The organism is Planococcus sp. YIM B11945, from assembly GCF_050864155.1.
Classification (GTDB): domain Bacteria; phylum Bacillota; class Bacilli; order Bacillales_A; family Planococcaceae; genus Planococcus.
On sequence record NZ_JBOZWR010000008.1, the window covers coordinates 141,159 to 156,446 of the forward strand.

11 protein-coding genes are annotated in these 15,288 nt (G+C 47.2%); 3 read left to right on the plus strand and 8 right to left on the minus strand.

Annotated features, from left to right (window positions below; translation table 11 throughout):
* The first annotated feature begins 11 nt into the window (after positions 1-11).
* A complete protein-coding gene (locus ACRRQV_RS16025) occupies positions 12-440 on the plus strand; it encodes a DUF1801 domain-containing protein (protein ID WP_432532703.1) in 429 nt (142 codons plus the stop codon).
* Between the two features lie 124 nt (positions 441-564).
* On the opposite strand, the gene ACRRQV_RS16030 is transcribed toward ACRRQV_RS16025, so the two are convergent.
* The 4 genes from ACRRQV_RS16030 to ACRRQV_RS16045 form a co-directional block, all read right to left on the minus strand.
* Positions 565-1,758: a DUF4097 family beta strand repeat-containing protein gene (locus tag ACRRQV_RS16030; protein WP_432532705.1), complete on the minus strand. Its 1,194-nt coding sequence runs from the start codon at positions 1,756-1,758 to the stop codon at positions 565-567.
* Between the two features lie 102 nt (positions 1,759-1,860).
* Positions 1,861-4,743, minus strand: a complete 2,883-nt coding sequence (uvrA, locus tag ACRRQV_RS16035; protein ID WP_432532877.1) for an excinuclease ABC subunit UvrA — start codon at positions 4,741-4,743, stop codon at positions 1,861-1,863.
* A gap of 5 nt (positions 4,744-4,748) precedes the next feature.
* Entirely contained in the window at positions 4,749-6,731 is a 1,983-nt protein-coding gene (gene uvrB, locus ACRRQV_RS16040; RefSeq protein WP_432532707.1) for an excinuclease ABC subunit UvrB, read from the minus strand.
* 138 nt (positions 6,732-6,869) lie between these two features.
* Entirely contained in the window at positions 6,870-7,112 is a 243-nt protein-coding gene (locus tag ACRRQV_RS16045) for an IDEAL domain-containing protein (protein WP_432532709.1), read from the minus strand.
* A gap of 176 nt (positions 7,113-7,288) precedes the next feature.
* Between ACRRQV_RS16045 and ACRRQV_RS16050 the strand changes: the two genes are divergently transcribed.
* Positions 7,289-7,846 carry a competence protein ComK gene (locus ACRRQV_RS16050; RefSeq protein ID WP_432532711.1) on the plus strand — a complete coding sequence of 186 codons (558 nt, stop codon included), beginning with the start codon at positions 7,289-7,291 and terminating at the stop codon, positions 7,844-7,846.
* Here ACRRQV_RS16050 and ACRRQV_RS16055 read toward each other — a convergent pair.
* Together ACRRQV_RS16055 and ACRRQV_RS16060 are read right to left on the minus strand one after the other, a co-directional pair.
* Positions 7,843-8,208 carry a hypothetical protein gene (locus ACRRQV_RS16055; protein ID WP_432532713.1) on the minus strand — a complete coding sequence of 122 codons (366 nt, stop codon included), beginning with the start codon at positions 8,206-8,208 and terminating at the stop codon, positions 7,843-7,845. The two genes, ACRRQV_RS16050 and ACRRQV_RS16055, sit on opposite strands and share 4 nt — an antisense overlap.
* A gap of 114 nt (positions 8,209-8,322) precedes the next feature.
* On the minus strand, positions 8,323-9,939 hold the full coding sequence (locus ACRRQV_RS16060; protein ID WP_432532715.1) for an ABC1 kinase family protein: 1,617 nt from the start codon (positions 9,937-9,939) through the stop codon (positions 8,323-8,325).
* A 100-nt stretch (positions 9,940-10,039) separates the two neighbouring features.
* Here ACRRQV_RS16060 and ACRRQV_RS16065 point away from each other — a divergent pair, with 100 nt between their 5' ends.
* Positions 10,040-10,816, plus strand: coding sequence for an enoyl-CoA hydratase-related protein (locus ACRRQV_RS16065; RefSeq protein WP_432532717.1), 777 nt, complete (start codon positions 10,040-10,042; stop codon positions 10,814-10,816).
* A 692-nt stretch (positions 10,817-11,508) separates the two neighbouring features.
* Here ACRRQV_RS16065 and ACRRQV_RS16070 read toward each other — a convergent pair.
* Entirely contained in the window at positions 11,509-13,485 is a 1,977-nt protein-coding gene (locus ACRRQV_RS16070) for a S9 family peptidase (protein ID WP_432532719.1), read from the minus strand.
* 166 nt (positions 13,486-13,651) lie between these two features.
* Entirely contained in the window at positions 13,652-15,205 is a 1,554-nt protein-coding gene (locus ACRRQV_RS16075; RefSeq protein ID WP_432532721.1) for a fatty acid--CoA ligase family protein, read from the minus strand.
* Positions 15,206-15,288: the final 83 nt, after the last annotated feature.

Consider the following 15,288-nt stretch of genomic DNA (forward strand, 5'->3'; position numbering starts at 1 on the left):
AGGGATTCCGTATGTACGAACCAAAAATGAAAGAAACCGATGTTGACGTAATCGAATTTATCGAAAACGTGGAACACCCTAAAAAGCGTGAAGAAGCGTTTAAGCTTTTGCAACTTTTTGAAGAAACTACCGGCTATCCTGCAAAAATGTGGGGTCCAAGCATCATCGGCTTCGGTTCGTACCATTACGTCTACGAATCCGGCCATTCTGGCGATGCCCCGCTTGTCGGCTTTTCTCCTCGAAAAGCTAAACACAGCTTGTATGTGACAATCGGCGACGCCGAGCGGGAGCCGTTGCTTGCGGAACTCGGCAAACACTCTTCCGGCAAATCATGCGTCTACGTCAACAAACTCGAAGACATCGATACCGACGTATTAAAAAAGATGATTGTGCAGTCTATGCAATTTATGAAGGAAATGTATCCTGACCAAAAACAATGAACAATGGAAAAGGAAGAAAAAATGCGATCATCGGGCATTTTTTCTTCCTTTTTGTTTCCACAATCCTGCAATTTCTCCGAATAAAAAAGCCGACGCAAAATCATGCGCCGGCTTTGTTCGTCTTTTATTCGATTGTTAAATAACGTACAAGAACCGATCCGGTTTTGGTTTCGCCGGAAACAAGCAATGGCGCTGCTACTGCTTGGCCGCTTTCTTTCGAGAAGCGGATGGTTTTTTGCATGAATTGGCCTTGCTCGTGTGTGTTGTCGACATCTGATAACAGCACATCGAGTTTGCCTAGATTGGATGACACTTCGCCTTTAAGCGGCAAATGCGAAGGAATGTAAAGTTCAACATTGCCAGCCAATGTTTTGGCTTCTACTTTGCGGGCTTCTTTGCATCGGGACGTGGCGACCACGTTGCCATTCAATGATTTCGCTTCGATTGTCTGGATGTCCCCGTCTACGTAAATGCGGCCGTTCAAGGTTTCCGCTTCCAGCACTTTGCCGGTCACTTCCATCACTTGAATCGCTCCGTTCGCCGTTTCCAATTCAGCATCGTCAAACGCCAAAGTTTTCAAATCGATTTTGCCATTGGCCGTTTTCACTTTGATCAATTTGGAATCAATGCGTTTCATTGAAAAGCCCCCATTGAACAAGCGAACGATCATTTCATCATAAGTAGCTGTTGGCACATACAAAACGATATTGACTTGAGTCGTTTTTAAATCGCTGATGATCCGCAATTTTTGGTCATCGGCAATAAAAATGAACTTCTCAAAAAAGTCATGTTTTGCCTGCTCTTCCGATTCAGACCGATAAGCTTTGACTGTGCAATGCGCGCGAAGCATATTGTCCTGCGAAGGGAAAATTTCCAACTGGCCGTTGGCAATATCCGCAATAATTTTGCTGACGTTTGTATTTTCTTCTGTAAACGTATGCTCAAATTGGATAGCTTCGCCAAATGGAGAATCGAATTCCATCGTTTTCAATTTGCCGACGGATGATTGCACAAAGTGCATCATGCGGTCGCCTAATTGATTGATATCCTTGGAGACGTTTTTCGAAAAGTCACGGGACATATCACGAGATACGTCTTTCGTAAACTTCTTGATCATGTCTTCCGGCCGGAAAAAGCCCCGCTTGCTGCCGCGTCGATCTCTGTCTCGGTCTCTGTCGCGATCACGATGATTGCGGCCATAAGAAGAATCTCGCTGTGAATCGCCGCCGTCAATTGCGCGCAGCAATTCCACTGCTTCTCTTGCTGAAATGGTTCCGTTCTCCACCATGTCCAATATTCGTTCTTTTTCGCTTTGCATGTAGTGCGGCCTCCTCTTGTCCGGTTAGTGAAAAGCAAAGCTGCTGCTTTTCAATTGGACAGTGTATTCTTCTAATTGATACGTTTCGTACACGAAAAGGTTTCACTTTGCGGTTTTTTTCTTGCGCGTTGCTTTGGTGACAAGGGCATCCATCCGCGCACGGTCGCGTTCAAGGATTGGGCTCAAGTATTTTCCGGTATAGGAATTTTTTACTTTGGCAATGTCTTCAGGCGTTCCGGTCGCTAAAATGGTTCCGCCTTTATCGCCGCCTTCTGGCCCCAAATCGATAATATGGTCGACGGTTTTAATGACATCTAAATTATGTTCGATTGTCAGCACAGTGTCGCCATTATCAACCAAACGCTGCAATACAGCCAACAAGCGGGAAATATCGTCGGCATGCAGACCCGTTGTCGGTTCATCCAAAATATAAAAGGACTTGCCATTTGAGCGCTTATGAAGTTCAGATGCCAATTTGACGCGCTGCGCTTCTCCGCCAGACAGCGTAGTTGCTGGTTGGCCGAGTGTAACATAGCCAAGGCCCACATCCACAATCGTTTTCAATTTACGGCTGATTTTGGGAATGTTCTCAAAAAACACGGAAGCATCTTCTGCTGTCATTTCCAAAATATCTGCGATGTTTTTGTCTTTATACCTTACTTCCAGTGTTTCCCGATTATACCGTTTGCCGTGGCATACTTCACATGGCACATAAACATCGGGCAGGAAATGCATTTCTATTTTTATAATACCATCCCCGCGGCAAGCTTCACAGCGCCCGCCCTTGACGTTAAAACTAAACCGGCCTTTTTTATAGCCGCGCACTTTCGCTTCATTTGTCGTAGCGTACACATCGCGGATATCGTCAAAAACGCCGGTATACGTCGCCGGATTTGAACGCGGAGTTCGGCCAATTGGCGATTGGTCAATATCGATTACTCTCTCGAGGCCTTCGATGCCTTCCAGTGATTCATGGCGGCCAGGTTTCGTTTTTGCCCGATTGAGCTTTTGCGCAAGCGACTTATAAAGAATTTCGTTGACCAAGGTGCTTTTTCCGGATCCCGATACACCTGTTACTGCGGTAAATACGCCAAGTGGAATATCAACATTCACTTTCTTTAAATTATTTTCACTGGCGCCACGGATGGATATTTTGCGTTCTTCCGGTATTCTGCGTTCTGCCGGCAGCGGAATGAATTTTTTGCCGCTTAAATATTGGCCAGTCAGCGATTTTTTGTTTTTCATCACTTTTTCCGGTGTTCCAGCTGCAACGATCTCACCGCCATGCACACCTGCTCCGGGGCCAACGTCAATCAAATAATCGGCCGCAAGCATGGTGTCTTCATCGTGTTCCACGACAATTAGCGTATTGCCGATATCCCGCATGTTTTTTAGTGTGCTGATGAGCCGTTCATTGTCGCGCTGATGCAGGCCGATTGATGGTTCATCGAGAATATACAACACGCCCGTCAGCCTTGAACCGATTTGAGTAGCTAAGCGGATCCGCTGCGCCTCTCCGCCCGATAAAGTTCCTGAAGCACGGTTCAACGTCAAATAATCCAAGCCGACATTGACTAGGAATCCCAAACGCTCAGCAATTTCCCGCAAAATTAGCGCTGCGATTTGTTGGTCTTTTTCACTCAACTTCAGATTAGCAAAAAATTGATCAGCTTCCATAATGGAATATTGCGAGACCTCGGCAATATGCAGGCCGTTTACTTTAACCGCAAGCGATTCAGGCTTTAAGCGGTACCCTTCACAGGTCGGGCATGGCTGTTCGCCCATATATTTTTCCATCTGGTCACGGATCCAGTCAGATGCTGTGTCCCGGTAGCGGCGGTCCACATTGGCTAAAACTCCTTCAAAATAAATGTGATTGTCGCGAATTTGGCCATAATCATTTTCATAACGGAATCGGATTTTGTCTGTTCCCGATCCTTTCAGCAGTACTTTCAGCTGTTCTTCCGGCAATTCATTTACCGGTACATCCATGTCAATGTTGTAATGCTTGCAGATTGTTTTGAGCAGCTGTGGATAGTATTGCGAGCTGGTTGGCTGCCATGGAACAATTGCACCTTCGTTTAATGACAAGCTCGGGTCTGGGATGACCAATTCAGGATCCACTTCCAGTTTATGCCCGATTCCGTCGCATTCAGGGCAAGCGCCAAATGGGGAGTTGAATGAGAACATGCGCGGTTCTAGTTCACCGATGGAAAATCCGCAAATCGGACATGCATGGTGTTCGCTGAACAGCAGTTCTTCTTGGTCCATGACATCGACCAGTACCCGCCCTTCTCCAAGGCGCAAGGCCGCTTCAAGGGAATCGCTGAGGCGTGGTGCAATGTTATCTTTCATGACAATGCGGTCAATGACCACTTCAATTGAATGCTTTTTGTTTTTATCCAAGTTGATGTCATCATCCAGGTCAATCAAATCTCCATTGACGCGGACCCGGACATAGCCTTGTTTTTTGATGTCGTCCAGCAATTTTGTGTGTGTTCCTTTACGCCCGGATACAATCGGCGCCAAAATTTGCATTTTGGTCTTTTCCGGATAAACCACCAACCGGTCGACCATTTGCTCAATTGTTTGAGATGAAATTTCAATGCCATGGTTCGGGCATATCGGTTTTCCGACGCGTGCATACATGAGCCGCATGTAATCGTAAATTTCCGTAACCGTCGCTACGGTTGAGCGCGGGTTTTTGCTAGTGGTTTTTTGATCGATCGAAATTGCAGGCGATAAGCCCTCAATCAAGTCGACATCCGGTTTATCCATTTGTCCTAAAAATTGGCGTGCATAAGCAGATAAGGACTCGACGTAGCGACGCTGCCCTTCTGCGTAAATCGTATCAAACGCCAATGAAGATTTTCCTGAACCCGATAAACCAGTCATAACAACCAGCTGATCTCGGGGGATTACTACATCAATGTTTTTTAAATTATGCGCGCGGGCGCCTTGTATTCGAATTTCCTGGTTTTTCACTTTGCTCATCCTTCCGCCTTCAATTCAAGAACTGTATCACGCAGCTCGGCCGCCCGTTCGAAATCGAGTGCTTTTGCTGCTTCTTTCATTTCTTTTTCCATCAATGTAATCAGCTTCATGCGGTCTTCTTTGTTCAGCTTCTTGCCTGCTGCCGCTTTTGATACATATTCTTCCGCATCTTCCGCAGCCACTGTCGCACGGATAACGTCCCGGATTTTCTTTTGGATTGTCACTGGCGTAATGCCGTGTTTCTCGTTGTATTCCGCTTGGATCGTCCGGCGGCGCGTGGTTTCATCAATCGCTTTTTTCATGGAATCGGTCATTTTGTCTGCATACATGATAACGTGTCCATTCGAGTTACGCGCAGCGCGCCCCATCGTTTGGATCAGCGAACGTTCTGAACGCAAGAACCCTTCTTTATCAGCGTCCAATATGGTTACAAGCGACACTTCCGGAATATCAAGCCCTTCACGAAGCAAGTTGATGCCGACCAGCACATCGTAAACGCCCATGCGCAGTTCCCGGATGATTTCAATCCGTTCGAGCGTTTTGATCTCGGAATGCAAATAGTTTACTTTGATGCCAGCTTCTTTCAAGTAAGCGGTCAAATCTTCCGACATTTTTTTCGTCAGCGTCGTTACCAATACCCGCTCGTCGCGCTCTGTACGCTGATGAATTTCATCCATCAGATCATCAATCTGCCCTTCAATCGGCCGGACTTCAATTGTTGGATCGAGCAGTCCGGTTGGGCGGATGATTTGTTCAACCATTTCAGGAGTGTGTTCAAGTTCATAAGGCCCTGGGGTTGCAGAAACGAACACTGCCTGGGAAATATGTTTTTCAAATTCGTCAAAAGTAAGCGGCCGGTTGTCCATCGCCGAAGGCAAACGGAAGCCGTAATCAACCAATACTTTTTTCCGCGCTTGGTCGCCATTGAACATGCCGCGTACTTGAGGCAACGTTACATGGCTTTCATCCACGACCAATAAGAAGTCTTCCGGAAAATAATCGATGAGCGTGTACGGCTGAGCGCCGGGCGGGCGCAGTGTCAAATGGCGGGAATAGTTTTCAATGCCTGAACAAAAGCCCATTTCCCGCATCATTTCCAAATCATAGCGCGTGCGCTGCTCCAAACGCTGTGCTTCTAGCAATTTGTCCTCTGCACGCATTTCTTTCAAGCGTTCTTCCAATTCCGCTTCGATGTTTTCAATCGCTTTGACCATTTTTTCTTCACGGGTTACGAAGTGGGATGCCGGAAAAATGGCGACATGTTCGCGCTCGCCAATAATTTCGCCCGTCAATGCGTCCACTTCGCGGATTCGGTCAATTTCGTCGCCAAAAAATTCGACGCGCAAACACCGTTCATCGCGCGACGCTGGGAAAATCTCCACAACGTCTCCACGTACGCGGAATGTTCCGCGAGTAAAGCTGATGTCGTTGCGTTCATATTGGACATCGACTAACTTTCGCAATAATTGATTGCGTTCAATTTCCATGCCTTTGCGAAGCGAAACGACAAGCTCCCGGTATTCTTTCGGGGATCCGAGGCCATAAATGCACGAAACCGAGGCGATGACGATTACGTCGTCTCGTTCAAATAATGAACTGGTGGCCGAGTGGCGCAATTTATCAATTTCATCATTGATGCTGGCATCTTTTTCAATGAATGTATCGGATTGGGGCACATAGGCTTCTGGCTGGTAGTAATCATAATAGCTGACAAAATACTCGACAGCGTTATCTGGAAAGAATTCCTTGAACTCGCTGTATAGCTGGCCGGCCAATGTTTTATTGTGTGCCATAACAAGTGTCGGTTTTTTCACTTGCTGGATAACGTTGGACATGGTATAGGTTTTCCCTGTTCCTGTTGCCCCCAGCAAGGTTTGGCAGCGTTTGCCGTTAATGATGCCTTCAGTCAATTCGGCAATCGCTTGAGGCTGATCTCCGGCAGGCTTGTAGGGCGCTTGCAGATTAAATTCTTGTTTCATGTGTGAGGTCCTCCCGTTCTTTCAGTCTCTCTATTTTAACATATGCCCTAAAAAACCCCTAACAAAAAGCGAACATATGTTTTTTACAAGAAAAATAAACAAAATAAAAAACCGCTCACAAGGAGCGGTTTCATTATGTTAGGCTTCTTCTTCGTACCTTAGAGCCTGTAATTGAGCAGTATAAGTAGTAAAAGATTCACGATCATTATTGTCCAGGGCTTCATCGATCAAGGCCATCAGCTGCGATTCTTGTTGGGAGCGGTGAACATGCTTTAAAAATAAATCCAAATAGATATCGTTAAGCAGTTTTTCCGCTTCGGTAATCTTTTTTGTTTGAGCCATCGCTTTCATGAAATCAGCATAAGAATAATAGTTTTCCATTCTGCTTCACCCCAAATGCTTTTCATTAGTATACATGATAAAGCTATAAAGAATCAATTGTTTTTTGAAAATTCCGATGAAATAGAAAAAAATATATTTTCCCACTAATCCAGTTGCAGAATTTCCATTTTTTATTATAATTGTATATGTAAAGTAAATTATGGGGGTGTTTTTACATGGGCAAAAATGATCACAGGCCCTTATCTTATACAATCTGCAGCAATACCTTTGCGCTGTTGCCATATAACGATGGCCGCCGTACGTGGACGCGGGTAATTGAAGACCGAAGTGAATTTGTGGTTGAAGAGTCTACCTATAAAACAATCAGCTCTTCCTGCACTTTTTACCGCGGCTCTTTGGAAAGTGCCACTTTATATGCGCAAAAAGCGGTTCGTGTGAAACACAAGCCCCCCATTATCGTTGGCGAATACTATGGCAATCCGCTCATTTTCTTTCCGACTCATTCACCCAAGAACAAAGACGCCGTTTGGTTTAATTTTGATGCGGTCGATTTAGTGGAAAGCGATGACAGCGAACGAGGCGGCAGCATTGTTTATTTGAGCAATGGAGAAACCGTCCATTTGGATGTATCGCCCATCGCTTTAAGAAACCAGCATTCGTTTGCCGGTTCGCTGCGCCGTTATTTTAAACGGGCACAAGAAATGCACAAGCACCAGATGGCGTACGTCACAAAACGGACCTATCCGCCAAGAATCCAATATCCGAGCGACTAAAGTTCTTTATACGAAAAGGTTAAATAGACCCGCATCAGTTCTTCGACCCGGTTGCGGAGGCGCAGATTCAAATAGCGCCGATGGTCCTCATATCCTCCATGGTAAAAGATGTACTCGGTAAATGTATCGTCGCCTGTGCCCCGCAGCATTTTCATGTGATGCTTCCGCATATGGATTTTCGTTTCTTTCAGTTCTTTTTGCACTTGTTTGATTGCTCCATCCACCAGTTCGATATAAGGTTTCTTCAACTTAAAAGAGCCTTTTTCGATCAAAGCACGGTCTCGCTCTAAAATGATGAGAACCATCGGCAAATAAATCATGTTTTCAAAATGGGCGGCTTCTTCTGGTGAGATTAACGGCATGTTTACACCCCCTTAAAAAAGAGAACGTTTGTTCTTATTTTTATTGTACCGGGGATTTTTAAAAAAGCAAGCCTTGAAAAGGAAAAAAGACTGTGCCAATGCCGGCACAGTCTTTTATTTAATTGACCGATATGTCCACAGCGATCCCACAAAGAACGCGGATGATACCCATAAAAAGGCTTCATGGGAAAACCAAATACCGGCGGAAATGCCGAAAAACGATAAAATTGTGAAGATGCCGGCAAACATCCGGCTTTGCAAATCCCGTTGGTGCTCCCGTACGCGCCCGTCGCGATTCTCCAAGTAATGGCGCATCCGTTCCGGCTCCTCCAAATAATTGATGAGCTTTTGGGGAAATGCGCGAAGCGGCCCCGTTGCATGAAGCGCCCAGCGCAGTACGTCTTCTTTCCCGATAACCCGCTTGCCTTCTTTTTGGGAAGAAGCCCATTCCAGGATGCGCGGCCGCGCAAGGCCCAATAAATCGATTCCCGGATCCAGAACATGAAGCACGCCAACAAAAATGGAAGCGGCTCGGCCGAAAAAAGCGAATTCTGCCGGCAATTGCACCGGCTGGGTACGGACGATTTCCTGCAAGTCGCGCAGCAGCCTTTCTGCGACAAAGCTGTCCATTTGCATCAGTTCGTTTGATTCGTAAGCCGCTACGAGCCGTGCAATGGTATCGGCTAAAATTTCTCGATTGGCCTGCGGCAGCAAAAAGCGCAGTTCTTCAAGCGCATCGAGCACTTGGTCATAATTAGTGAATACAACCCCTTCTGCAATCCGCAGCACGGCTTGGGCATCCGATTGGGAAATGGTGCCCGTCATCCCAAAATCGATCAAGACAATCGTTCCGTCAGGCTCCAATAAAATATTGCCGCCGTGCGGATCCGCATGGAATTGCCCGCCGTACAACACTTGCTCTAAAAACAAAATAAATAGCCGTTCCGAAAGCGCATGGCGGTCCAGTCCATGTTTTTCAATAAACGCCAGATCCGTAATGCGCGCTCCTTCGATCCATTCCATCACCAAAACATGCCGAGTCGAAAATTCGTCAAAATAAACCGGAAAGCGGATGCCTTCCATTTCTTTAAAGCGATCGGAAAACGCCCGGCCGCTTTGCAGTTCCTGCTGGAAATTCAACTCCGCCCCAATCGTTTCCGTCATTTCTCTGTACAATTGGCGGAAATCGATTTGCTTGGACAAAGGGGTGAACGTCCGCAAAAACCAAATGACGATGCGCATGGCTTGAAAATCCGCGCGCAAAATCCGGTCGGTGCCCGGCCGCTGCACTTTTACCGCCACTTCTGTTCCGTCTTTCAGCACGCCTTTGTATACTTCTCCGATTGAAGCAGAAGCTACGGCTTCTTCCGATAAATTGGCCAAAAAACGGCTATGCGGCGAATTCCATTCTTTTTCTAGAACTGACACGATTTTTTCACGGGCAATTGAAGGCACCCGGTCCGTCAGCCCTTCTAACTCAATAAGAAACGACGGCGGCATAATGTCTGCGCGCGTCGATAAAAACTGGCCCATCTTAATCATCAGCCCACCAAGTTTTAGCGCCAGAATTTTGTATTCTTTTGCTTGCTTCGTCACCATCTTTTCCCACTTCTCTTGGACAATGGGATCCCATTTGCCGCGGTTGCGGCGCTGGAAGAGCATCGCTTGTGTGTAAAATTTAACCGCCATAAAAACAATGCGGAAAATGCGAATAAATGCAAGTTGATTCATAAGACGATCCCTCCTGCGCTTAATTATAGAGACTGATAGCACAATAGTCCAAAAAGTGGTATGTTTTTAACGGATGGACTATTTTGAATGGGGGATGGATATGGAAACAATTCGCTACGAACAACATGGAAATTTGGCCTTTATTACACTGAACCGGCCGGATTCCATGAACGCCTTTAATTACGATATGCTCACGGAGCTTGGCCAAGTGGTTGAAGCGATCCGCATCAATCCGGATATCCGCGTCGTCATTTTTACAGGGGCTGGCGACAAGGCCTTCAGCGTCGGTGCCGATTTGAAAGAACGTAAAACCTTGACCGACCAGCACGTAAAGCGCAATATTTTCAAAATCGGCGAAGTGTTTTCGGTCATCGAGAATTTGCCGCAGCCAACGATTGCGATGATCAACGGCTTTGCATTTGGCGGCGGCATGGAACTTGCACTTGCTTGCGACTTCCGCATCATTGCCGACGACACGCTGCTCGGTTTGACGGAAACGAGCTTGGCAATTATTCCAGGCGCCGGCGGGACGCAGCGTTTGCCGCGTTTGATCGGCGAGTCGAAAGCGATGGAACTGATTTTGACGGCGCGCCGCTTAAAGCCGGCCGAAGCGCTTGAATACGGTTTGGTTACACGTGTGGCAAGCCGCGACGATTTGGCGACGGTTACCGGCGAGTTCGCCGATATGATGCTCGCCAACGGGCCGATTGCGCTGCAACAAGCGAAATACGCCATCAAAAACGGCATGAACGCCGATTTGCAGACGGGGCTTAACATTGAGCGGAAAGCTTACGAGCTGACGATTCCGACAGAAGACCGCATTGAAGCGTTAGTGGCTTTTGGCGAAAAACGCAAACCGGTATTTAAAGGGAAATGATTTGAGTGTTGAAAAGCCGTGCAGGGATGCACGGCTTTAGACTTTAGACAAATTCTTGAATGAATAAACCCAAACGGTCCGGCCACTCCGCTTTCCGTGGGCACGGCCTTAGCCGCTTCACTCGCAAACTCGCTCCAGGGTCTGCGGCTCGTGTCGCTTCGCTGCTCCCACAGGAGTCTCCGTGGCCGAACCGGTTAGGGCGTCGCTTTCAATTCAAGGCGACGAATGAGTTAGAGTTCATCAAATGAATAAGTAAGATATCTTTTAGTGTGCGACACTTGAGGATCTGGAGCGAAAGCCGGCGACGCCTGCGGGACAGCGAAGTGCCGAACTAACTCGGGCGTTTCGCCCGAGTTAGTTCGGCGCGAGCCCGAGGCAAGCGTCCGGCTGAAGCGCAGGGTCCAGATTTCACTTCTATACTTGTATAACAAGTTCCTACTCTTAATAAAAATTCTTTTGTCTACATGCTCAAGCCGTGCAGGGATGCACGGCTTTTTTCTGGGATTTTTGGTTTCTGCAAATAAACTGCGGTATTCTGCAAATAAAGTCTGCTATTCTGCAAACAAATCGCCGAATTCTGCAAATAAACGCCGGTATTCCGCAAACAACATTCAGGATTCTGCAAACAAACGCCTGCATAAGAAAAAATTCCCCTCAAAAAGAGGCGCCTGATGGCCAGGCGCCTCTTTTTCTTATAAATACGTTTCCATCCAACTAGCAATTTGCTCCAAACGCGCAAAACGCAGGTTCGGTTTGCCGGTGCGCGACAAATTGTGGTCCGCTTCCGGGAATCGGACAAAGCTCGTTTCTTTGCCCATGCTTTTCAGCGTCACGTACAATTGCTCGGCTTGTTCAATCGGACAGCGGTAATCGTTTTCCGAATGCAAAATCAATAAAGGCGTTTCTACGTTTGCTGCGTATTTGAGCGGCGAATGCTTCCACAATTTCTCCACGTCCGTCATATCTGCGCCCATTTGCCATTCGCTGAAATAATAGCCGATGTCCGATACGCCGAAAAAGGAAATCCAGTTGGAAATCGAACGCTGCGTCACTGCCGCTTTAAAGCGGTTTGTGTGGCCGACAACCCAATTGGTCATAAAGCCGCCGTAGCTGCCTCCGGTTACGCCAAGGCGTTCGGTATCGATCCAACTATTTTCTGCAATCGCGCTGTCGAGCGATTGCATGATGTCTTCAAAATCGCCTCCGCCATAGTCTCCGCGGACTGCGTCAACAAATTCCTGGCTATAGCCGTGGCTGCCTCGCGGATTGACATACAGCACGCCAAATCCGCGCGCTGCAAGAAGCTGCATTTCATGGAAAAAAGAGTTCGCATACATCGCATGCGGCCCGCCGTGAATATTGACGACGAGCGGGTATTTCTCCCCTTCGATAAAGCCGAACGGTTTCATGAGCCAGCCGTGGACCGGCCAATCTTTTGTTCCACTCGCCACGATCGATTCGGGCAGGATCAATTCCGTTTCTTCCAAATAGGTTTTATTGAAATCCGTCAGCGCTGTGCGTTCGCCTGTTGAGATGGCCAGTTTATATAACTCTCCCGGATTGACCGGGTTGCTTGCTGCAATAATGGCGAACAAGCCGTCACGGGAAATGTCAAAGCTGTAAATATGCTCCATTTCCGGTGAGGCTGGATAAATGGCGCCATCAAGCGAAGCAAAATACAGACGCACATCGCCCATTGTTGAAACCAGGAAATACAAATGATCATCTTTTGTCCAAACGACCGAAGGGGCTGATGCTCCTTGCTGATGGTCGGCCACAGCCATGTCGCCAATCGGCGCGTCTAAACTTTCCGTCAGGCAAAAGGAAGATTTTTGCGCGATATCGTAGACGTAAATATTGTCGTGTGTAGCATTCTCGTATTGGCGTGTACTGCCTTCAAAAGCGATTTTTGAATCATCATGCGAAAACGCTGCGCCGCCGAAATAGCCTTCTTCTTCAATGATCGGTGTTTCCGTTTTTGATTCCACATCGTACAAAAACAGCGGCTGGCGGAAAACAAAATCGAGATTTTCTTCGCGCGTTACGCCGTATACCAATTTCGTGCCGTCGTGCGAAACCGCTTCAAGGCTGTGATGGTACGTGCCTTCTGTCAGCTGTTCCACGTTTTTTGTGGCGATGTCGATGACGCCGATGTGGCGGTGGACATCTTTTGGCAACAGCCCCGCCCCGTCCATTTTGTATTTCATCTTATCGACGATATACGGTTCCGGCTTTTTCTTTTCTTCTTTTTCTTCTTGGTCGGTAAACGCCTTGCCTTCTTTCACTTCGGCATCAAACCAAATCTTCGTGCCGCACGGCGACCAGAGAAAACCGTTGACGCCATTCTCGAATTCGGTCAAAGCACGCGCTTCACCGCCTGCCGCAGGCATGACGTATAATTGGTTTTTTTCACTGCGCGTTGATAAAAATGCTACAAACTTTCCGTCTGCCGACCAAGCCGGAGACGATACCCGCTCTTTCCCATGAGTCCACTGCGTAATTTCCTCATTTTTCAAATTCACATGATACAGATTCGTTATGTACGTATTTTCTTCTTCATCCATATGCGTCCGAATAAATACGGCTTCTTTGCCGTCCGGGGAAATATGGGGGTTGGTGACCGACACCAACTTCGTCAAGTCGTTGATTTCTACTGCTTTTTTCGCCAATGAAAGTCCTCCTTGTGAAAATTATTTCGACACTCGCAATACATGCTTCTTAACTATAAGGAAATGTTTTAGTTTTTTCAATCAAATGTTGTTTCATAAGCGTCAATAATGCCGATGCATCAAAAAGGTGGTTCCAGGCCCCCCGCCCCAGAACCACCTTCTTTTATTACTTGCTTAGCGCTTTGTCTTTCAATGACCGGCGAAGAATTTTTCCGGTCGTGTTTTTCGGCAATTCTGCCAGAATTTCGTAATGCTTTGGCACTTTGTATTTTGCCAAGTGTTTCGCGCAATATGCTTCGATATCCGCCTCTGTCAGGCTGCTGTCTTTTAGCACGACGTAAGCGTGCACCGCTTCGCCGAAATTTGAATCCGGCAATCCGACGACTGCCGCTTCCAAAACTCCAGGATGCGCGAACAGCACTTCTTCGACTTCACGCGGATAGACGTTGTAGCCGCCGACAATGATCAAGTCTTTTTTACGGTCGACAATGTAAAAATAGCCTTCTTCGTCAACGCGTGCCAAGTCTCCTGTATACAGCCAACCGTCGCGGATGGTCGCATTCGTTTCTTCCGGCATTTTGTAATAGCCTTTCATAACGTTTGGCCCACGGACAGCCAGCTCGCCCACTTCTCCGACCGCCACTTCATCGCCAAGCTCATCGACTACTTTGTTTTCCACATTGACGATCGATGTGCCGATGGATCCGGCTTTGCGTTCACGATCAATTGGGTTGAAGCATGTCACCGGCGATGCTTCAGATAAACCGTAGCCTTCAGAAATTTTCACGTTGAACTTTTCTTCGAAGCTATGAAGCAGCGCAACCGGCATGGCCGAGCCTCCCGATACGGCAATACGGATTGATTCGAAGTCTTCTGTTGTGGCTTCCGGGAATTGATTCATGAAGTTGTACATCGTCGGTACTCCGGCAAAAACCGTTGCTTTATGCGCCGTTATTGCATCAAACACGTCTTTTGGCGTGAAGCGCGGCAATAAAATCACGGTTGCCCCTTGCAATAGCGGTGCATTGACCACCACTGTCAAAGCGAATACGTGGAAGACCGGCAACGTTGCAATGATGCGGTCGCTTTCGGACATCTTCAAATACTCGCCGACGTCGCGTGCATTGGAATATAGGTTCCCATGAGTCAGCATGGCGCCTTTTGGTTTCCCTGTCGTGCCAGACGTATACAAAATCACCGCGGTATCATCCGTTTCAACAGAAACCGTTTGGTGCGCTGTAGATGATTTGGCTAATAGCTCGGAAAATGGATGCACTTTTCCTTTTACCGCTTCCGGCAGCTGCGCCAGCTTTTCAGCGGTTGCTGGATCGGTTTCGCAAATCACGTAAGATGCGACTGCCGGCAAAGCCATATGGGCTTTTTCAACAAGCGGCAATAGTGCGTCCAAAGCAATCACGACTTTAGCGTCGCTATTGTTCGATATGTAAGCGATTTCATCAGGTGCATAGATAGGGTTGATCGGCACGGCTGTCGCCCCAATGCGCATCGTAGCATAAAGTGAAATCAAAAAATGCGGTGTATTGCCTAGTAGAAAGGCCACGTGATCTCCTTTTCTAACGCCAAGCGATTCCAAGGCATTTGCAAATTTCGCAACCGTCCCTTCAAATTCAGCATAGGACGTATCTTTGCCCATGAAATGGTAAGCAGTCTTGCTTGCGTTCTGTACAGCAATGCGTTGAACACTTTCGACTAAATTCATTTTCCATCCCTCTTTCATATTGAATGAATCCTCATTCATATTTCACGCTATTTTCATTATAAAATAAATGTTCAGACAATACA

What these genes read in the sequence shown, in the direction of transcription:
- ACRRQV_RS16065 (WP_432532717.1), top strand. Translation starts at nt 10,040, where the DNA reads ATGGAAACAATTCGCTACGAACAACATGGAAATTTGGCCTTTATTACA.
- uvrB (WP_432532707.1), bottom strand. Translation starts at nt 6,731, where the DNA reads ATGAAACAAGAATTTAATCTGCAAGCGCCCTACAAGCCTGCCGGAGAT.
- ACRRQV_RS16050 (WP_432532711.1), top strand. Translation starts at nt 7,289, where the DNA reads ATGGGCAAAAATGATCACAGGCCCTTATCTTATACAATCTGCAGCAAT.
- ACRRQV_RS16055 (WP_432532713.1), bottom strand. Translation starts at nt 8,208, where the DNA reads ATGCCGTTAATCTCACCAGAAGAAGCCGCCCATTTTGAAAACATGATT.
- ACRRQV_RS16075 (WP_432532721.1), bottom strand. Translation starts at nt 15,205, where the DNA reads ATGAATTTAGTCGAAAGTGTTCAACGCATTGCTGTACAGAACGCAAGC.
- ACRRQV_RS16045 (WP_432532709.1), bottom strand. Translation starts at nt 7,112, where the DNA reads ATGGAAAACTATTATTCTTATGCTGATTTCATGAAAGCGATGGCTCAA.
- ACRRQV_RS16030 (WP_432532705.1), bottom strand. Translation starts at nt 1,758, where the DNA reads ATGCAAAGCGAAAAAGAACGAATATTGGACATGGTGGAGAACGGAACC.
- ACRRQV_RS16060 (WP_432532715.1), bottom strand. Translation starts at nt 9,939, where the DNA reads ATGAATCAACTTGCATTTATTCGCATTTTCCGCATTGTTTTTATGGCG.
- ACRRQV_RS16025 (WP_432532703.1), top strand. Translation starts at nt 12, where the DNA reads ATGTACGAACCAAAAATGAAAGAAACCGATGTTGACGTAATCGAATTT.